We start from the raw sequence: 19356 nt of genomic DNA on the forward strand, positions 1-19356 counted from the left end.
AGCAAGACCTCCCGGAAGATCCGTGTCCGCTTGTCGCCGACGCGGCCGCCCGGTTCACATCATGCTCTAGTGCTTCGCCAGCTTGGCCTGCAGGAAATCGCGCACCAGCGCCGGCTCGACATTGTTCGCGATCACCGCGCGGCCGACGGCTTCCAGCAGGATGAAGGTCAGCTTGCCGCGCTTGACCTTCTTGTCCTGCGCCATCAGCGCCAATAACGCGTCGGCATCGGCAAGCCCCTCCTGCGCAAAGCCCGCGATGTCCTGCAGGCGCGTCGGCAGTCCTACCGCGGAAAGATGACGCTCGATCCGTGTCGCATCCTCGGGCGAGATCATGCCGAGCTGCGCGGAAAACTGCGCCGCGAGCACCATGCCGACCGAGACGCCCTCGCCGTGGAACAGGCGATCGGAGAAGCCGGTCGCGGCCTCCAGCGCATGGCCGAAAGTGTGGCCGAGATTGAGCAGCGCGCGCTCGCCGGTCTCGCGCTCGTCGCGGGAGACGATCGCCGCCTTGGCGCGGCACGAGGTCGCGATCGCGTGCTCGCGAGCGGCACCTCCCGAGAAGATGTCGGCGTGGTTCTTTTCCAGCCAGGCGAAGAAGGCGTCGTCGCCGAGGATGCCGTATTTGGCGACCTCGGCGTAACCGGCGCGGAACTGGCGCGGCGACAGCGTGTCGAGCACCGCGGTGTCGGCGATGACCAGCACTGGCTGGTGGAAGGCGCCGATCAGGTTCTTGCCCTGCGGCGAGTTGATGCCGGTCTTGCCGCCGACCGAGGAATCGACCTGCGCAAGCAGCGATGTCGGCACCTGCACGAAATCGACGCCGCGGCGCAGGATTGCCGCCGCGAAACCGGCGAGGTCGCCGACCACGCCGCCGCCGAGCGCGATGACGAGATCGTTGCGCTCGATCTTGGCCGAGATCAGCGCTTCGCTGACCTGCGACAGCCCGGCATAGCTCTTCGAGCCCTCGCCTTCCTCGACGATGATTGGCGACGACGGGACGCCCGCGGCAGCGAGCGAGGCCTCGGTCGGCTCCAGCCAATGCCTGGCGACGGTGCGGTCGGTGACGATGGCAGTACGCACGCCGGGCCGCAGCGCCGCGACCCGCGCGCCGAGCGAGGCCAGCACATCGCGGCCGATGACGATGTCATAGGCGCGGTCGCCGAGCGCGACGTCGACGGTAACGGAAGCGGAATGTTTCAGGGGCGCGGTCATGAGTTGGTGTTCAATCCATCCTGCGTTGGGTCTGTGGCCGGACGGCTGCCGCACAGATGCGCGTGCAGAGCCTCCAGGCATTCCTCGACGATGCGGTCATGCGGCACGTCGCGCGAGGCGATCGTCAGGTCGGCATCCCGGTAGAACGGCTCGCGTTCGCCGAGCAGACGGTTGACGGTTGCCTCGGGGTCGGCGGTCTGCAGCAACGGGCGGTCGGCACGGCGGCGAACCCGGCGCATGATGACATCGGGATCGGCCTTGAGCCAGATCGAGATCGCCTTGTCGCTGATCCGGTTGCGGGTCTCCTCGCGCGTGAAGGCGCCGCCGCCGGTCGCCAGCACGACCGGGCCGTGGTCGAGGATCCGCGCGATCACCCGCGCCTCGCCGTCGCGGAAATAGGCTTCTCCGTGGGTCTCGAAAATCTCCGGGATCGTCATGCCGGCTGCGGTCTCGATCTCGGTGTCGGCGTCGGTGAAGGGCAGCCGCAGGCGCGCGGCCACCCGCCGCCCGATGGTCGATTTGCCCGCCCCCATCATGCCGACCAGCACGATCGACCGCGATCCCAGCGCGGCCGCGATGTCGGCCTCCAGGGTCGGGGGGACTTGTGCCGGTGCGGCGATCTCGGACATCAAAAAGCTCGGTTAGCGGTCGAATTGCCGGAATTCCAGCCACCTATACTACCCCCGGCGATACCGTTACCAGCGACTCTTGCAACCGCGCGGGGAACATGTTGGATGATTTCATTGGTTAATTTGCCGCCCGAGCCGCCTCCATGCCCAGCCTGTTCCGCTTCCTGACGGTCGTCGCCGTGATTTTCGGGATCGGCTACGGCATCATCTTCGCGCTGGCGAATTTTGTGCATCCGAAGCCGCGGGAAATGACGGTGACCATCCCACCGGATAAGTTCCTCAAGAAATAGGCGCTATGATTCCTGGCATGCGCTCCAGAATTGCTCCCAAGACTGCTGCCAGGGTTCCCGCCAAGGCCTCCGATGCCAACCTGATCGCGCTGTTCCTCGACATGCTCGCAGCGGAACAGGGCGCCGGCCCCAACACGCTCGACGCCTACCGGCGCGACCTCACCGACTTCTCCGAATTCCTCACCCGTGCCGGCGGCAGTTTCGCCAGGGCGGATACCGAGACGCTCCGCGCCTATCTCGCCGACCTCGACACCCGCGGCTTCAAGTCGTCGAGCGTGGCGCGGCGGCTGTCGGCAATGCGGCACCTCTGCCGCTTTCTGCTCAACGAGCGGATCCGCGGCGACGATCCCGCCGCCATCCTGTCAGGCCCGAAGCGCGGCCGCGGCCTGCCCAAGGTGTTGTCGATCCCGGACGTCGACCGCATGCTGACACGCGCCAAGGAGCTGACGCAGACCGACGCCTCGCCGGCGCAGCGGCTGCGCGCACTGCGGCTGCACTGCCTGCTCGAGGTGCTCTACGCCACCGGTCTGCGGGTCTCGGAGCTGGTGTCGCTGCCGGTCTCTGCCGCGCGGCGCGACGCGCGGATGATCGTGGTGCGCGGCAAGGGCAACAAGGAACGGCTGGTGCCGCTCAACGACGCCTCGCGCCAGGCGATGGCGGATTATCTCGCGGCGCTGCAGGTGATGCAGCCGGAGAAGAAGAAGGCCGCGCCGTCGAAATGGCTGTTTCCGTCCTCCGGCGAGAGCGGCCATCTGACGCGGCAGCATTTTGCCCGCGACCTGAAGGAGCTCGCCGCCGCATCCGGCCTCGCGCCGCGACTGGTCTCCCCGCATGTGCTCCGTCACGCCTTTGCCAGCCACCTGCTGCATAATGGCGCGGACCTGCGCATCGTGCAGACCTTGCTCGGACACACCGACATCTCGACCACCCAGATCTACACCCATGTGGTCGAGGAGCGGCTGAAGAGCATGGTCCGCGACCTGCATCCGCTGGCGGAGAAGTAGCCTTCGGACGCGGATACCTTCGCGTCATCCGCCTTGACTTCGGCGGCATCTGCGCGGAAAGAGCGTCACCTGCCCGCGACTTGGCGCGCGCGTTCAACCCGGATGCGCGTTAACCATTTGAAGTTACAAAGCTTCTCTATCCCACACCGGAACGCTTCGCCCCTCGCACCGTTCCTCTTTATATTGAGTTGATGCCCGACCCGATGCGCAGCTATCTCGACTTCGAAAAACCCGTCGCCGAGCTTGAATCCAAGATCGACGAGTTGCGCGCGCTTGCCGCCTCGGGCAGCGACATCGGCGACGAGGTCGCGCGGATCGAGGACAAGGCGGCGCAGGCGCTGACCGAGCTCTACGCCAATCTGACGCCGTGGCAGAAGACACTGGTGGCGCGCCATCCGCAGCGCCCGCATTTCACCGACTTCGTCGGCGCGCTGATATCAGAATTCACGCCGATGGCCGGCGACCGCAAATTCGCCGACGATGAGGCCCTGATCGGCGGCTTCGGCCGCTTCCGCGGCGAGAGCATCTGCGTGGTCGGCCAGGAGAAGGGCGCCACTACCGAGAGCCGCATCAAGCACAATTTCGGCATGGCGCGCCCCGAAGGCTACCGCAAGGCCGTACGGCTGATGGAGATGGCCGACCGTTTCGGCATCCCCGTGCTGTCGATCGTCGATTCCGCCGGAGCCTATCCCGGCATCGGCGCCGAGGAGCGCGGACAGGCCGAGGCGATCGCACGCTCGACGGATGCGTGCCTCTCGCTCGGCGTGCCCAATGTCGCGATCGTCACCGGCGAAGGCATGTCGGGCGGCGCGATTGCGATCACCACCGCCAACCGCGTCCTGATGCTCGAGCACGCGATCTACAGCGTGATCTCGCCGGAGGCGGCTTCCTCGATCCTGTGGCGCGACGGCACCAAGGCGCAGGAAGCCGCCAACAGCATGAAGATCACCGCCCAGGACATGCTGCGCTTCGGCGTGATCGACCAGATCATCAAGGAGCCTGCCGGCGGCGCCCACCGCGATCCCGCTGCGATGATCGCAACCACGGGCGATGCGATCGCCCAGGCCTTCAACGACCTACGAAATCTTGATCCTGATGCGGTGCGCAAGCAGCGGCGGCAGAAATTCCTCGATATCGGCCGGAAGCTCGGTTAGCCCACCCGAATTCAGCGGATTTTTCTCCGAATCACCCATTTTGGCCGCAATTGGGCCGGACGCGGGTGTTTAACGTTCCTTGAACCATGCCTGTTACGTTGCAGGCAGGTGACCCCCGTTCAGGTTGCGAGCAGGGGGACCGAAGGCTAATATTTTAGACAATGGCTTCAGGGCATATTCGCCGTGTTGGGGTCGCGAAAATCGCCCGGTGGGTGTGGAGCTTGGACTTGATTCATCGCACGCTCGTTCGCGCGCTGTTGGCATCCGCAGCCCTCGCGGCGAGCGTGCTGCTCGCCGGCTGTAACAGCGACCAGATCTCGCTCGCCAACAACGCCAAAGCCAACCAGCCGGTCCCGCCAAAGCTCGTCGCCGCCATCGCCGAAAAGGACATGGATCTGCAGTCGCCGATCCTGATCCGCCTGTTCAAGCAGGAAGCCGAGCTCGAGGTCTGGAAGCAGACCCGTTCCGGCGACTTCGCGCTGCTCAAGACCTATCCGATCTGCCGCTGGTCCGGCGATCTCGGCCCGAAGATTCGCGAAGGCGACCGTCAGGCGCCGGAGGGGTTCTACTCGATCAGTCCGAGTCAGATGAACCCGCAGTCGGCCTATTACCTCTCGTTCAACACCGGCTATCCCAACGCCTTCGACCGCGCGCTTGGCCGCACCGGCTCGGAGCTGATGGTGCATGGCGACTGCTCTTCGCGCGGCTGCTACGCGATGACCGACGAGCAGATCGCGGAGATCTATGCGCTCGGACGCGAATCCTTCTTCGGCGGCCAGAAGGCTTTCCAGTTTCAAGCCTATCCGTTCCGGATGACGGCGGCCAACATGGCCAGGCACCGCAACAACCCGAACATGCCGTTCTGGAAGATGATCAAGGTCGGCAATGATCATTTCGAGGTGACGAAACGGGAGCCGAAGGTCGACTTCTGCGAGAAGAAATACGTCTTCGACGCTGCGCGGCCGCCGAACGCGACGCGCGATCCGGTGTTCGAGGCCTCCGCCAAGTGCCCGGCCTATGTGATCCCCGACGAAATCGCGAGCGCCGTGCGCGAGAAGGAGCAGCGCGACGACGCCGAGATGGCCAGGCTGATCGCCAAGGGCACGCCGGTGGCGCGCCTCAACACCGGCATCGACGGCGGCATGAACAAGATCTTCGCCTCGAAGATTCCGGAAGGAAGCACCGGTCTCTCCGACGGCGGCGACAGCCAGAGCCTACAATCGCTGGCGCTGTCGCGTGCGCCCGGCACGATCCCCGGAACGGTCAACCCGCCGAAGCCGAATCTCGCGCCCCAGCAGGACGAACCTGTGGTGGCAACGACATCGGCCACGGCATCGACGCGCGTTGCAACCGCCGGCGAGTCCGAAGGCATCTTCTCGAGCTTCGCCCGCAAGGTCGGCATCGGCGGCACCGCCGACGCATCCCAGGCGACCGCGGCGCGACCGCCCGCGCCCGCGAAGCCGAAGGTCGCCGAAGCGAAGCCGCAATCGGTGGTTCGCGTGGCGCCCAAGCATGAGGTGAAGCACGAGACCAGGCAGGCCGCCAAGCCGGCGCTGAAGCCCTCGGTCACCAATACCGCCGCCGCAGCACCGGCGCCGGCAGCAACCGCCAGCACCCAGCTCGCGGGCTCCGCGCCGGTGGTGCAGTCGAGCTCGTTCGACAACCGCTTCTCGGCGGTGAAGTAAGCGCGGCGTTTTGCCTGCTCCGTTCGCGAAGGAAGCGGCGCGCTGAAACGCTCGATTCACATTTCAAACAGCCGATTTTCCGGTGTCGTCACCCGCGAAGGCGGGTGACCCAGTATTCCAGAGACGCCAGTGCTTGAGCCGAGAGGCCGCAGCGTACTGGATGTCCGCATACGCGGGCATGACGACTGAGGAGATGTGAGTCCGCATTCTCGCGGCGGGTTTCGCCCGAGCTTTGCATCTTCGTCCTCCCTCTCTTGAACAGAGGGCGCAGGGAAAGCCGGGTGCCGATCGCACCCATGGGCCCGGTGCAACAAAAAAAGCACCGGGGGTAGGACCACAGGTGAAACCGGAAACACTCCGGCTTTCCCTGCGCGATGGTTTACGGCTTACTTCGTGCTCTCCCCGGCGAGACTTGGCTTTTTTGTCACCGTCCTCGCAAAGCGCATCGGCGCCGTGCGAGGAGACACCTGCCACTGGGGCGTCGAGACCACACGACTTCACCGTCCGCTTTGCGTATGCTCGTCAGTCACACGCTCGGCGTCCACCGCATCTCGACCCAACACTCGTGACGATCGCGAAGCGCCCCTCAAGCGGGTGAGACAGGCTATTCATACACTGAATTTCACTTCTGGAAAACAGAAATATTTTTGCGGTGAGGACTTGCCACGTCGGGCAACTCAGTGATTGGCGTGTCAGGAAGCCACCGGCCGAAGGGTTCCCTCCCCCCTTGCGGGGAGGGTTAGGGAGAGGGTGTCACACGACGCGCGCTCTCAATGTGCGATTAACGACATGCGATCAAAGTTGGGAAAGCGAAGCTCCCACGATCATCTCGCCCGGGGCTTACCCCTCTCCCCACCCCTCCCCCGCAAGGGGGAGGGAGCCTGAACAGCGTGCTCACCTCACTGTCATTCCGGGCGACGCGTAGCGTCGAGCCTAGAAGCCATTTATCCATGGATTCTCAGATGCGCAATTGCGCATCGTAGTTCTCGCTTAGCGAGCCCCGGGATGACGAAGGGAGCCGGAGTAAGGAACGAGCGATCGACCTCGCTGCATGGACCATCTTTCAAGTTCAGATTGCCCTTGCCGATTCTGCATGAACGGTCGTGAAATGCTGCCGGAAGCACAGCCGGGAGATTGCAATGGATGATCAAGCCGTGCGGATGGCGCTGCAGCGCCATTGGGATGCTTCGGACGCTAGCGACTTCGAGCGCGAACATGAAATCTACCGCGAGGATGCGGTGCTTGATTATCCGCAATCGGGCGAGCGGATCCATGGCCGGCGCAACATCCAGGAGAGCCGGACAGTCCAGCCGAACAGGAAACGCTTCACGATCCAGCGCATGATCGGCGGCGGCGACCTCTGGGTGACGGAATACATCCTCACCTATGACGACAGGCCATCCTACGTGGTGAGCATCATGGAATTCCGCGACGGACTGGTCGCCCACGAAACGCAGTATTTCGCCGATGCATTTGCCCCTTCGCCCTCACGGGCGCACCTGGTCGAGCGCGTGGGCGGGACCTCGTCGTCGCATTGAAGCGCGACGCGATGAGCTTGAGGCGTCATTGCGGCGACGCCGCGCTACGGCGCGAGATAGCGCAGCAGCTCGGGATTGCTGCGCACCTCGCTCGCTGCGCCCTGCAGCGCAACGCGACCGCGGTCCAGCACATAGGCGTAGTCGGCGACGCGCAGCGCGAGATCGAGGTGCTGCTCGACGATGACGACGGAGATTTCCCTGGCGAGCTCGATCAGCCGATCGGTGATCTCCTCGATCACGCCGATCCAGACGCCTTCGGTCGGCTCGTCCAGCAACAACAGCTTGGGATTGCCGAGCATGGCGCGGCCGATCGCCAGCATCTTGCGCTCGCCGCCGGACAGCGTGCCGGCCGGCTGGTCGAGGCGCTGACCGAGCTTCGGGAAAATCGCCAGCACGCGGTCGACCGCGCGCGCATCCGGGTTGAACAGCGAGCCGACCGCGAGGTTGTCGCGCACCGACAGCCGCGCGAACACCGAATGCTCCTGCGGCACATAGCCGATGCCCGAGCGCACACGCTCCTCGGTGCGGCGGCGGGTGATGTCGCGGCCGTCGAAGAACAATTCGCCCTTCGAGCTCGAAAGCTCGCCGACGATGGTCTTCATCAGCGTGGTCTTGCCGGCGCCGTTGCGGCCGAGCACGGCGACGCCACCGCGCCAGGGGATGTCGATATTGACGTCGAACAGCACCTGGCTCCGGCCATAGCCGGCGTCGAGATGCCTGATATCGAGGAATGACTGGTCAGGCACGGCGCAGATAGATCTCCTGGACGCTCTTGTTGCTCTGGATCTCCGCGACCGTTCCCGTCGCCAGCACCTTGCCCTGGTCGAGCACGGTCAGGCGGTCACAGATGTCGCGGATGAAATCCAGATCGTGTTCGACGATGACGAGCGAGCAATGCTGCTTGATCGGCTGCAACAGCTCACCGGTGACGCGGCGCTCCTCGAGGCTCATGCCGCCGGTCGGCTCGTCCAGCAGCAACAGCCGCGGCCGGCCGGCGAGTGCCATCGCGATCTCGAGCCATTGCTGCTGGCCGTGCGACAGGGTCGCGGCGGCGTGATAGGCGCGATCGGCGAGACGAAACTGCTGCAGCAACGTCATCACCTGGTCGTGCAGCCGCCGGCGCGTCCGCGAGAACACCAGATCGACCAGCGACGACTGCGCCTGCAGCGCCAGCAGGATGTTGTCGTAGAGCGTCAGAGTCGGCAGCACGGACGTGATCTGGAACTTGAGGCTCATCCCGGCACGGGCACGCTCGGTCGGGGTGAACGCCGTGATGTCGGCATTGATGAAGCTGACCTTGCCCGCGGTCGGCACCTCAGCGCCGGCGACGCATTTCATCAGCGTGCTCTTGCCCGAGCCGTTCGGGCCGATCAGGCCGTGAAACTCGTTCTCGCTCACGGTCAGGCCGGCATCGTCGAGCGCGGTGAGCTTGCCGAACACCTTGCTGATGCCTGACGCCTCAAGGAGCGGCATTGCGCGTCTCCTTCGGCGCCTTCCCGAAACGGCCGACCCGCTCGCGCTCGCCGAGCACGAAGGAGATCAGCCCGAGCGGGCGGAACATGATCACGAGCAGCAGCAGCACGCCGAGGATGATCGGCCAGATATCGCGGTAATTGTCCGACAGCCAGAAGCTGACGCCCTCGATGATCACGGTGCCGATGACGGCACCGATGAGCGTGCCGGAGCCGCCGAACAGGACGTAGAGTACGACCTGGGTCGAGAACACGACGCCCAGGATGTTGGGCCAGACGAAGCCCTCGTGGAAGGCATAGAGGCTGCCGGCGAGCCCTGCGATGGCGCCGCCGATCGCGAACACGATCGCCTTCAGATGCTGCGCCTTGTAGCCGAAGAAGGCGATGCGCTGCTCGTTCTCTCGCAAGCCCGCGAGCGCCAGCCCGAATTGCGAACGAACCAGGAAGCGGCACAGGAGATAGACGACGGCGAGGATGCCGAGCGCCAGATAGTAATAGACCGGGCCTTCCGAGATGTCGGTCGAGCCGAGCGACAGCGACGGGATCGACGGGATGCCGTTCTGGCCGCCGAGATAGTACCAGCCGCGCGCCAGCCGGTCGGCCGCGTAGGAGCCGGTGAGCGTGCCGAGCGAGACGAAGATCACGCTCGCCGGATATCGCCCGAGCAGCAGGAAACCGCCGAGCAGCAGCGCCGCGGTGAGCCCGATCAGCGTCCCGGCCGGCAGGATCAGGAAGATCGAGGTGATGTTGAGATCGCGCGCCATCAGCGCCACGCCGTAGCCGGCCGCGCCGAAGAACAGCGCCTGGCCAAAGCTCATGATGCCGGCGTAACCCCACACCAGATCGAACGACAGCGCGAACAGCGCGAGGATGATCACGCGGGTGGCGAACACCGTCAGGTAATCCTGCAGGACCAGCGGCAGGAGCAGTGCGATCAGCAGCACCAGCCCTTCCAAGATCGGCAGCACCTGCCGTCCTGCCGCGCCACGTCCCGCCGGCGCGCCTGCGGCCGGTGCACTCTCGCCCGTCACGACATCCGGTCCCTCGCTGAGGCGGGCGACGGCTTGCTTTGCTGCTGCCATCTGCCGCTCAGCATTCCTTGGGGTCGACGAGGCCGTTGCTGTGCGCCACGACCTCATAGGTCCCGTTCTTGGCGACGGCAGTATACATCTTCATCTTGCAGTGGCGCTTGCCTGGCACCATCTCGGCGGGTCCTCCGGGCCCCTCGGCGATCTTGGCGTGATCGAGCGCCGCCGCAACGGATTCGCGATCGACCTTGCCCGCCTCCTTGACCGCCGCCTCCCAGAGTTTGAGGCCGCGATAGGTTCCGGTCGCGGCGCTGCCGGCGGCGAACAGGAAGTTGCCCGGAAAGTCCTTCTCATAGGCCGCCTGGATCCTCGCGCTGACCGGATCGTCCTTGGTCAGCACCTTGAAATAATCGAGACAGCTCGCCAGCCCCTCGATCTCGTTGGCCTGGTTTATGTTGAGCGTGTTCTCGTCATAGTAGACGCAGGCGAGCCGGCCGCCGCTCTTGAGGAAGCCCGCTTCATAGAGTTGCTTGAAGAACGGACCGACGCCCGGCGGGATCACGGTGTTGAAGACGACGTCGACCTTGTTGGAGACGATGCGGTTGACTGTCGCGGAGAAGTCGACCTGGTCGAGCGGGTAGTACTCCTCGAACACCACCTCGCCGCCGTTGGCCTCGATCACCTTGCGGGCATAGATGTTGAGCGTGTGCGGCCAGACATAATTGGCGCTCGGCAGCGCGAACTTCTTGCCGCCGTTCTTGATCAGCCAGGGAATGAACTCGTCGCATTGCTGCGCCGGCGTCGGCCCGGTGCAGAACAGATAGGGCGTGCACTCTTTGCCCTCGTAGAGCTGCGGATAGATGTAGAGCGTCTTGCCGCGCGCCACGATCGGATCCTTGATCGCGTTGCGCATCGACGAGGTGATGCCGCCCAGCACCATGTCGACCTTGTCGCGCTGGATCAGCTTGCGGACGTTGCCGACCGCGACCGACTCGTTCGACGCGGTATCCTCGATATAGAGCTCGAGCGGCCGGCCGAGCAGGCCGCCGGCCGCGTTGATCTCCTTGATCACCATCTTGGCGACGTTGGCATCGGCGTTGCCGGCATAGGCGATCGGGCCGGTGAGGTCGGTCGCGATGCCGACCTTGATCGGGCCCTCTGCGGCGTTGGCCCAGTCCGGCCTGACCACCCAGCTTCCGACGCCGGTCGCGATGGCGCCGGTGGCGAAGGCGAAATTGCTCATGAAACGGCGGCGGGTGAGATGGCTGCGATCCATGGACATCTGACTAGACCCCTTTTCCCGAGATGAGGCCCTGCGGCCTGAACTTGATGAAGGCAATTGCGAGCACGAAGACGAGCACGTCGGCGACCACGGGCGACATGATCCATGGCAGCGCGGCGCTGAGCGTGCCGATGACGCCGGCGCCGGCGACCGGTCCGATGAAGGAGCCGACCCCGCCGACCATGACGGCGACGAAGCCCTGGATCAGGAAGCGGATGCCGAGATCGGCGAACAGGCTGAACACCGGCACGATCAGCGCGCCGGCGAGCCCCGCCAGCGCCGCGCCGAATGCGAAGGTGGCGCCGTAGATCAGCGGCGTGGAGATCCCGGATGCCCGTGCCAGCGCCGGGTTCTCCAGCGTGGCGCGCACTCGTAACCCGAACGAGGTGCGCGCCAGCAAGAGATAGCAGGCGCCCATCACCACGAGGGTGACCACGATGATGGTGAAGCGCCAGGTCGAGATGTGCACCGAGCCGAGGTCGATCGAGCCGCCGATCGGCTCCGGCACCGTGAGGTAGAAGCCGCCGATCAGCCCGCGCACGGCCTCGCGGATGATCAGGCCGAGCGCATAGGTGCCGAGCATCGCCACGATCGGCGCGGCGTAGAAGCGCCTGATGATCAGCGCCTCCAGCACGAAGCCGAGCGCGCCAACGACGAAGGGCGCGGCGACCATGCCGGCCCACACCGGCGCGCCGTGAGCGGATGCCAGATAGGTGACATAGGCTCCGAGCAGGACGAACTCGCCCTGCGCGAAGTTGAAGATGCCCATCATGCTGGCGATGATGCCGAGCCCCAGCACGACCAGCACGATGATCGCGCCGAAGCTCACGATCTCGAACGCCGCGGCAAAGCTGCTAGCCATGGTGTCCGATCCATCCGGCCTTTGACTGCGACAAGCGGCGCCTCACATCGTCTTCCAGTCGTCGCTCTGCTCGAAGGCATGCGCGGCGCGGTAGATGGTCTGCTCCTCGAACATGCGGCCGACCAGCATCAGCCCGACCGGCAGCCCGTCGACCATGCCGCAGGGCAGCGACATCGCGGGGTGATGGGTGATGTCGAACGGCGCGGTGTTGGAGATCATCTCGAGCGCGCGGGCGACATACTCCTCGCGGCTGGCATTGGGTGCCGGCAGCGGCGTCGCCTTCATCGGCGTGGTCGGCAGCAGCAGCAGGTCGTAATCCTTGAATGCCTTGTCGTAGGCCGCGGTCAGCCGCCGCGAGATGTTGAGGGCCTTGCCGTAGAACCGCGGGCCGAAATTGTTGTTGATGTAGGTGCCGAGCATCATGAACAGTTTGGCGGTCTCCGACAGCGAGTCGGCCTGGCGGCGCCAGCCCCGATGGAAATCCATCAGCGAGGTCGAATAGAGGTCGGGGCGGCTGAGGCCGTAGCCGTCGCCGAACATCATGGTCTGGGTCAGGCCTTCGGTGCCGATCGGCGTCCAGATCGCGGGACCCATCATGTGCATCGGGATAGACACGGTGTCGACCGAGGCGCCGAGATCCTTGAAGCGCTTGGCTGCCTCCTGGACGCTTTCACTCACCGCGGCCTCCGCATTCGGCTGCTCAAAGCCTTCCTTGAGGATGCCGATCTTCATGCCCTTGACGCCGGCGCCCAGCGCCTTGGTGTACTGCTCGACCTTCGGCGCCTTGATGCGCGGATCGTAACCGTCGTCGCCGGCGATGACTTCGAGCAGCAGCGCGTTGTCTTCCACCGTCGCGGTCATCGGGCCGGTGTGGTCGACGAAGATCTCGATCGGCATGATGCCGGTGTAGGGCACGAGCCCCCAGGTCGGCTTCATGCCGTAGGTGCCGCAGAACGAGGACGGCATGCGGATCGAGCCGCCCTGGTCGCCGCCGATCGCCATGTCGACCTCGCCGAGCGCGACAACGACGCCCGAGCCTGACGACGAGCCGCCGGCCGAATAGCCCATCTTGTGCGGATTGTGCACCGGCCCGTAGGAGCCGGTGTGGCTGCCGCCGGACAGGCAGAAGTGTTCACAGTGAGTCTTGCCGGCGATCTCCGCGCCGGCATCGAGCATGCGGGTGACGATGGTGGCGTCGAAATCGGGGATGTAGCCTTCCAGGGTCGACGAGCCGTTCGTCATGGGCACGCCGGCCAGCATGATGTTGTCCTTCAGCGCCACCGTCTTGCCCTTGAGCTTGCCGGAGGACGCGCCCTTCACCGTCGCCTTGCGGTACCAGGCGTTGCGCGGGTTTTCCTCGGGCGACGGGCGATAGCCCGGCGTGCGCGGGTATTTCACCTCCGGCAGTTCGTCCGGCATCGCGGCGACGAGATTGTAGGCATCGATCGAGCCCTGCATCAGGCCGCGGAACGAGGCCACGTCCTCATCGGTCAGTGACAGGCCGCATTGCTCGGCGACGGCGCGAAGTTGCATTGGCGTGGGAAGGACGACGGTCACGGCGCTCTCCTTAGGCTTCTTGATTCCCCTGGGCGCGAGGCGTGTGGCGCGCTGGTTGCGCGCGAACCGTCCACCCCGCCGCACTATTCAAAACGGAAATATTTTCCTTTTCAAGTATTATTTCGTAGCTCCCTCTCCCGCTTGCGGGGGAGGGTTGGGGTGGGGTGTCGCCGCGAGTTATTCCGTGGAGAGGCCCCCACCCGTATTGCAACTGCGCTGCAATACGACCTCCCCCGCAAGCGGGAGAGGTAAGAAATTCAGACCGTCCGGATCACCTTGAAGTCGAGACCGTCGGCCTCGGCAAGATACATCGGCATTTCGGCACGGCCATCACGGATGATAACCGGCCCGCGCGCGCCGCCATAGACAATGTTGCGCGAGGCCGCGAAGAACGGCGCCATGGACAGCGAGCCGGCGTGGTTGGCCACGGCCTCGAGGAAGCGCAGCCCTTCATAATTGGACTGGCCGACCGAGCCGATCGGCGGCGCGTAGGGACCGAACATCGCGCGGTAGCGATCCATGAAGTCGTCGTTGGCGCGCGAGCCGACCGACGGAAAATAGCCGGAGGCGCAGAACAGGCCCTCGGAATTGTCGGCGCCGATGCCGAGCAGCACGGTCTCGTCCATTGCACCGGCCAGGCGCAGCGTGGTGGCGCCGAGGCCGCATTCGCCGAAGGCGCGGTTGAAGGTGATGCTGTCGGTTCCGATCAGCGAGATCAGCACGACGTCGGGCCGTGCCGCGCGGATTCGCGCCAGATGCGGCGCATGGTTGTCCTCACCGACCGGAACAAACTCCTCGCCGACCACATGGCCGCCGGATTCGGCGATATAGGCCTTCACCGCGCGATGCGACTGCCACGGCCAGACATAATCGCTGCCGATCAGATACCAGCGCGACGCCTTCTTGGCCTCGGCGAGCCAGTGGATCGCCGGCCGCATCTGCCAGCGCGGCGTCTCGCCGATCGCCATCACGCCCGTCGTCCGCTCGCCGCCTTCATAGAGCGGCGTGTAGACATAGGGCACGCGGTTGCGCGTCACCTTGCGCAGCGCGACCCGCACCGCGCTGGTGTGCAGCCCCATCATGAGGTCGATGCCGTCGAAGGCGATCGCCTGCTCGGCGCGGTCGATCACCTCGTCCAGCGTTCCGCCGGCGTCATAGATCGAGAGCTCGACCTCGCGGCCGAGGATGCCGCCGCGCTTGTTGATCTCGGCGACGGCAAGCTGCGCGCTGCAGATCGCGGACGGCCCCCAGACCCCGGGCGAGCCGGTGCAGCAGATGAAGCCGCCGACGCGAAGCCGCCTGTCGGCCCCGCGCTGCCGGAACACGGCGCGATCGCCCGGCGACATCGCCCGATCGGCCGGCGCCGACAGGTTCCGCAGCAGCAGGGACGGCGGAGCGGCAAGGCCGCTGCGCGCCTGGAAATTGACCGTCGCGTGCACTCCCACTCCTGTCTGGCGTCAGGGGCCCGGGACGTTCCGCCGGCGACCGCGGCACTCGCCCTCTTGCGGGCCATGATGCAGTCTTTCAGATCGCCTTGACCAGCCTGAAATCGAGACCGTCGGCCTCGGCGAGATACATCGGCATTTCGGCGCGGCCATTGCGGATGGTGACCGGCCCGCGTGCACCGCGATAGACCACGTTGCGCGCGGCCGCGGACAACGGCCGCATCGCCAGAGTTCCGGCGCGTTCAGCCGCCGCCTCCAGGAAGCGCAGGCCCTCGTAATTGGACTGCCCGACCGAGCCGATCGGCGGCGCGTGCGGGCCGAACATCCCGCGATAACGATCCATGAAGTCGTCATTGGCGCGCGAGCCGACGCAGGCGAAATAGCCGGAGGCACAAAACAGGTTCTCGGTGTTGTCGGCGCCGATGCCGAGCAGCACGGTCTCGTCCATCGCCCCGGCGAATCTGAGCGTGGTGGCAGCGAGCCCGGCTTCGGCGAAGGCACGGTTGAAGGTGATGCTGTCGGTTCCGATCAGCGAGATCAGCACGACGTCCGGCTGCGCCGCGCGGATGCGCGCCAGATGCGGCTCATGATGGTCCTCGCCGAGCGGGACGAATTCCTCGCCGACGACCTGGCCGCCGGACTCGGCGATATAGGCCTTCACCGCGCGATGCGACTGCCAGGGCCAGACATAGTCGCTGCCGATCAGGTACCAGCGCGACGCCTTCTTGACATCCGCGAGCCAGTGAATCGCCGGCCGCATCTGCCAGCGCGGGGTCTCGCCGATCGCCATCACGCCCGGCGTCCGTTCGCCGCCTTCATAGACCGGCGTATAGACATAGGGGACGCGGTTGCGGGTGACCTTGCGCAAGGCGACGCGGACCGCGCTGATATGCGACCCCATGATCAGGTCGACCTCGTCGAAGAGGATCGCAGCGTTGGCGCGGCGCGCCACCTCCTCGATCGAGCCGCCGGCATCGTACATCGACAGTTCGATCTCGCGGCCGAGAATGCCGCCGCGCTTGTTGATCTCGGCGACCGCGAGCAGGACGCTGTTGGTGGAGCTCGGGCCCCAGATTCCGGGCGAGCCGGAGAAAGTGATGAAATTGCCGACCTTGAGCTTGCTGTGCGCGCTGCGGCGTCGGGATGAGCCTTGCCTGGTGGTCGACAGGTCGAGCTCGGCCGCGCATGACGACGGATCCCTGAACAGCAGCGGCGGCGCGACGGGCAGACCGCCATATGCCTGGAAAGCAACCGTCGAAACCACGCCAACTCCTGTCTGGGAAGCACGACGCAACGCAGCCAGCGGGGCGGTCCGCGGCTACCGCCCCTTTGGTTGGGGGAATATCCTAGGTGAAAATATTGAATATTCAACAATTGAAGTGCATATAGAAATGGCATGCGTTGCCGGACATTCATTCAACCGGGTCAGGATCCCAGATCGTAGCCGTGGCCAAACCGCCGAAAGAAAATTCCCCGATCACCGAACATCTCGCCTACCTGCTCGCGCAAGCGAACAGGGAGATCAACCGGCAGTTGGAGACGCGCCTGAGCAAGGAAGGCGTGCCGGTCGAGCAGTGGCGGATCCTGAAGGTTCTGTCCGACGGCAACGGGCATTCGATGGGCGAGCTCGCCGAGGCGGTGCTGCTCAACCATCCGACCCTGACCAAGATGATCGACCGCATGGTGTCGGATGCCCTGGTCTACCGTGTCCAGGATCCCAAGGATCGCCGCAAGGTGCTGATGTTCGTCTCCGACCGCGGCAAAGCGCTGAGCCGCCGGCTGAACTCGCTGGCCATGAGCCAGGAGGAGCACATCGTCGAGAGCTACGGCGGCAAGTCGACCAACGAGCTCAAGCGCCTGCTGGAAAACCTGATCGGCAGCGCCAACTGACGCCGCCCGCTAGTTGCGTCGGCTGAGCGCGCGACGCGCTAGATCGCGCTCCAGCCCAACCATCCGGTGTAGAATCCGACGAACACGATCAGCACCGCCGATGCGTAAGGCGCGTGGCGCGCGAACCGGCTGAAGCCGGTCCAGCGCCGCTCGATGTGCCGCATGCTCAACGCGGCAAGCACGCCGGCCGAGACCATCGTGATCGCAAGCCCGATCCCGAAGCACAGCACCAGCGTGAAGCCGAGGCTGAGCTGCTTGAGCTGGATGCAGAGCAACAGCACCGTGATCGCCGCCGGGCACGGGATCAGGCCGCCGGTCAGGCCGAACAGCACGATCTGCCACGTCGTCACGGTTCGCCCGGCAAAGCGCTTGCGGATGTCGGCCGCATGCTCGCGGGCGTGCGCGTCGTCCTCGTCGCCCAGGTTCATGTGCGAATGGTTATGCTCTTCATAGGTCGCCTCGAATGCATCGGTGCGTCCGCGCAGCGACAATCGCATCTGGAACGCGTGCGGTTCGGGAATCTCGTCGATGCTTTCGAGGAAGCCCTGCTTGGCGGCGAACGCGAACGACTGCTTGGTCCTGTCGGGCCGTTCCGTCTGCACCATGACTTCTTCGGGCGATGGCAGTGCGCCCCGCTCGGCTTCGATGCGCCAGCGCGGCGGGACGCCGTCCTCGAAGATCGCAAGCGTCAGCACGGCATCGCCGAGCTCGATGCGCTGCGTTTCATCATGGTGGTGATGGTGGTCGTCTTCGCCGTTCTGCTCGCGCCAGGTTCGCCAGGCTATCCAGGCGGCGATGCCGATGATCACGACCGCTGACGCGACCTGGAAATAGGCCTCGCTCTGCTCGCCGTTCCATTGCCGCCCGAAATACAGGCCGCCGAGCGCCACCGCCCATACGATCGCTGTGTGCGAGATCGCGGCCGACAGGCCGAGCAGGGCGGCCTGCAGCACGGTGCCGCGTATCGCGATGATGAACGCCGCCATCATCGTCTTGGAATGGCCCGGCTCCATGCCGTGCAACGCGCCGAGCAGAATCGCGCTCGGCACGAACAGCCAGGCATGGGCGGAGCCCTGCTGCAGGAGTTCGGAAAGGCCGGTCATCGCGTCACTTCAGATAGGTGCGGACGACGTCGATCAGGTCAGCCGCGCCTTGCGCCTTCGCAGGATCCTGCTCGTGCGCGGGATCGACGACGTGATGACGAATGTGCTCCTCGAGCAGCTCGGCCGTCAGGCCGTTCACCGCGCCGCGGACCGAGGCGACGAGCATCAGCACGTCGGCGCAGCCGAGCTCGGATTCGAGCGCGCGCTCGACCGCCTCGATCTGCCCCTTGATACGCCTGATCCGGCCGATCAGCTTCGACTTGTGCTTGATGGTGTGCGTCATGATAGCCTAATATAGGGGGGTACCCTATATGGGTCAAGCGACAATCCACTTGCATCCCCCGGGGCGGCGCCATCAACACGACGGTCCGCACCATCAAAAAGGCCCGGCTTCCTGTCGGGAGCGCGCCGGCCGGTTCGTCCTCGGACAAGCGCGCACGAACGGAGCCACCTGCCCGCCTTGGGCCCCGTCCGCAGGCGCCGCCTTCCCGCCTCCCGCGCGAAGGTTCCGGCCCACCTGATCCAGTTAACGAGGACCATCATTCATGACTTCGATCACGCCGTTCCTCTGGCTCGACAGCAACGTCCGCGAGGTCGTGGCCTTCTACAAATCGGTGTTTCCCAACGCCAGGATCGAGACCGTCAACGACTTCATGGCGAGCTTCGAGCTCGAGGGGCAGCGCTTCCACGCGCTGAACGGCGGCCCGAAATTCAAGTTCAACGAGGCGGTGTCGTTCTTCATCAGCGTCGAGACGCAGGAGCAGGTGGACTATTTCTGGACCAGACTCACCGCCGATGGCGGCCAGCAATCCAACTGCGGATGGCTGAAGGACAGATTCGGCCTGTCCTGGCAGGTCGTGCCCACCGCGCTCGGCCGCTACCTCGGCGACCCCGACCGCAAGGCGGCCGATCGCGCGATGCAGGCCATGATGAAGATGAAGAAGATCATCATCGCCGATCTCGACAGGGCGTTCGCGGGCTGATCAGGAAATCTGCGCTGACGTTTCCGCGTCGTCATGGCCGGGCACAGCCGTCTGAAGGACGGCGCTTCCGCTCGCCTATGTCCCGGCCATCCACGTCTTTCTTCACGTTGGAACCAAAGACGTGGATGCCCAGGACAAGCCCGGGCATGACGAGTTTGTGGGTGGACTAACCAAACCGCCGACACCGAACGCCGAACATAATCAGGATATGCGACCGCCTTT

Annotated in this window: 19 protein-coding genes; 7 read left to right on the forward strand and 12 right to left on the reverse strand. The window is 65.2% G+C overall.

Annotated elements, in window-relative coordinates:
* Positions 1-66 precede the first annotated feature (66 nt).
* On the reverse strand, positions 67-1212 hold the full coding sequence (gene aroB, locus MTX23_RS34030) for a 3-dehydroquinate synthase (RefSeq protein WP_280974432.1): 1146 nt from the start codon (positions 1210-1212) through the stop codon (positions 67-69).
* The gene (locus tag MTX23_RS34035; protein WP_280974437.1) at positions 1209-1841 is read right to left on the reverse strand and encodes a shikimate kinase; all 633 of its coding nucleotides are present in this window, start codon (positions 1839-1841) and stop codon (positions 1209-1211) included. Before MTX23_RS34035 ends, aroB begins: the two co-directional genes overlap by 4 nt.
* 143 nt (positions 1842-1984) lie before the next feature.
* On the opposite strand from MTX23_RS34035, the gene MTX23_RS34040 reads away from it, so the two are divergent.
* The 5 genes from MTX23_RS34040 (at position 1985) to MTX23_RS34060 (ending at position 7512) form a co-directional block, all read left to right on the forward strand.
* Positions 1985-2131, forward strand: coding sequence for a histidine kinase (locus tag MTX23_RS34040; protein ID WP_066509010.1), 147 nt, complete (start codon positions 1985-1987; stop codon positions 2129-2131).
* Positions 2132-2148: 17 nt separating this feature from the next.
* Positions 2149-3135, forward strand: a complete 987-nt coding sequence (gene xerD, locus MTX23_RS34045; protein ID WP_280974439.1) for a site-specific tyrosine recombinase XerD — start codon at positions 2149-2151, stop codon at positions 3133-3135.
* 191 nt (positions 3136-3326) lie between these two features.
* Entirely contained in the window at positions 3327-4289 is a 963-nt protein-coding gene (locus tag MTX23_RS34050) for an acetyl-CoA carboxylase carboxyltransferase subunit alpha (protein ID WP_280974440.1), read from the forward strand.
* Between the two features lie 227 nt (positions 4290-4516).
* Complete coding sequence (locus tag MTX23_RS34055) at positions 4517-5974, forward strand: murein L,D-transpeptidase family protein (RefSeq protein ID WP_280974441.1); 1458 nt, start codon at positions 4517-4519, stop codon at positions 5972-5974.
* 1139 nt (positions 5975-7113) lie between these two features.
* The gene (locus tag MTX23_RS34060) at positions 7114-7512 is read left to right on the forward strand and encodes a nuclear transport factor 2 family protein (protein WP_280974442.1); all 399 of its coding nucleotides are present in this window, start codon (positions 7114-7116) and stop codon (positions 7510-7512) included.
* Between the two features lie 44 nt (positions 7513-7556).
* Here MTX23_RS34060 and MTX23_RS34065 read toward each other — a convergent pair whose 3' ends face one another.
* The 8 genes from MTX23_RS34065 to MTX23_RS34100 all read right to left on the reverse strand — a co-directional run bounded on the left by MTX23_RS34065 (position 7557) and on the right by MTX23_RS34100 (position 16422).
* Positions 7557-8258, reverse strand: a complete 702-nt coding sequence (locus MTX23_RS34065; RefSeq protein ID WP_280974443.1) for an ABC transporter ATP-binding protein — start codon at positions 8256-8258, stop codon at positions 7557-7559.
* A complete protein-coding gene (locus MTX23_RS34070; RefSeq protein ID WP_280974444.1) occupies positions 8251-8985 on the reverse strand; it encodes an ABC transporter ATP-binding protein in 735 nt (244 codons plus the stop codon). Before MTX23_RS34070 ends, MTX23_RS34065 begins: the two co-directional genes overlap by 8 nt.
* On the reverse strand, positions 8972-10066 hold the full coding sequence (locus MTX23_RS34075; protein WP_280974445.1) for a branched-chain amino acid ABC transporter permease: 1095 nt from the start codon (positions 10064-10066) through the stop codon (positions 8972-8974). The genes MTX23_RS34070 and MTX23_RS34075 overlap by 14 nt, the downstream gene beginning before the upstream one ends.
* Positions 10067-10073: 7 nt before the next feature.
* Positions 10074-11294 carry a substrate-binding protein gene (locus MTX23_RS34080; protein WP_280974446.1) on the reverse strand — a complete coding sequence of 407 codons (1221 nt, stop codon included), beginning with the start codon at positions 11292-11294 and terminating at the stop codon, positions 10074-10076.
* 4 nt (positions 11295-11298) lie between these two features.
* A complete protein-coding gene (locus MTX23_RS34085) occupies positions 11299-12156 on the reverse strand; it encodes a branched-chain amino acid ABC transporter permease (RefSeq protein WP_280974447.1) in 858 nt (285 codons plus the stop codon).
* 42 nt (positions 12157-12198) lie between these two features.
* Positions 12199-13713 (reverse strand): amidase, encoded by a 1515-nt coding sequence (locus tag MTX23_RS34090; RefSeq protein WP_280974448.1) that lies wholly within the window; start codon positions 13711-13713, stop codon positions 12199-12201.
* Between the two features lie 257 nt (positions 13714-13970).
* Positions 13971-15152, reverse strand: a complete 1182-nt coding sequence (locus MTX23_RS34095) for a substrate-binding domain-containing protein (RefSeq protein WP_280974449.1) — start codon at positions 15150-15152, stop codon at positions 13971-13973.
* 85 nt (positions 15153-15237) lie between these two features.
* A complete protein-coding gene (locus MTX23_RS34100; RefSeq protein WP_280974450.1) occupies positions 15238-16422 on the reverse strand; it encodes a substrate-binding domain-containing protein in 1185 nt (394 codons plus the stop codon).
* Positions 16423-16604: 182 nt separating this feature from the next.
* Between MTX23_RS34100 and MTX23_RS34105 the strand changes: the two genes are divergently transcribed.
* Positions 16605-17048: a MarR family transcriptional regulator gene (locus MTX23_RS34105; RefSeq protein ID WP_280974451.1), complete on the forward strand. Its 444-nt coding sequence runs from the start codon at positions 16605-16607 to the stop codon at positions 17046-17048.
* Positions 17049-17086: 38 nt separating this feature from the next.
* Here the strand turns inward: MTX23_RS34105 and MTX23_RS34110 are convergent, their stop codons facing one another.
* A complete protein-coding gene (locus MTX23_RS34110) occupies positions 17087-18151 on the reverse strand; it encodes a nickel/cobalt efflux transporter (RefSeq protein WP_280974452.1) in 1065 nt (354 codons plus the stop codon).
* A gap of 4 nt (positions 18152-18155) precedes the next feature.
* A complete protein-coding gene (locus MTX23_RS34115; protein WP_280974453.1) occupies positions 18156-18434 on the reverse strand; it encodes a metal/formaldehyde-sensitive transcriptional repressor in 279 nt (92 codons plus the stop codon).
* Positions 18435-18696: 262 nt separating this feature from the next.
* Here MTX23_RS34115 and MTX23_RS34120 point away from each other — a divergent pair, with 262 nt between their 5' ends.
* Entirely contained in the window at positions 18697-19134 is a 438-nt protein-coding gene (locus tag MTX23_RS34120) for a VOC family protein (protein WP_280974454.1), read from the forward strand.
* Positions 19135-19356 lie beyond the last annotated feature (222 nt).

This window comes from Bradyrhizobium sp. ISRA436 (assembly GCF_029910015.1).
Classification (GTDB): Bacteria; Pseudomonadota; Alphaproteobacteria; order Rhizobiales; family Xanthobacteraceae; genus Bradyrhizobium.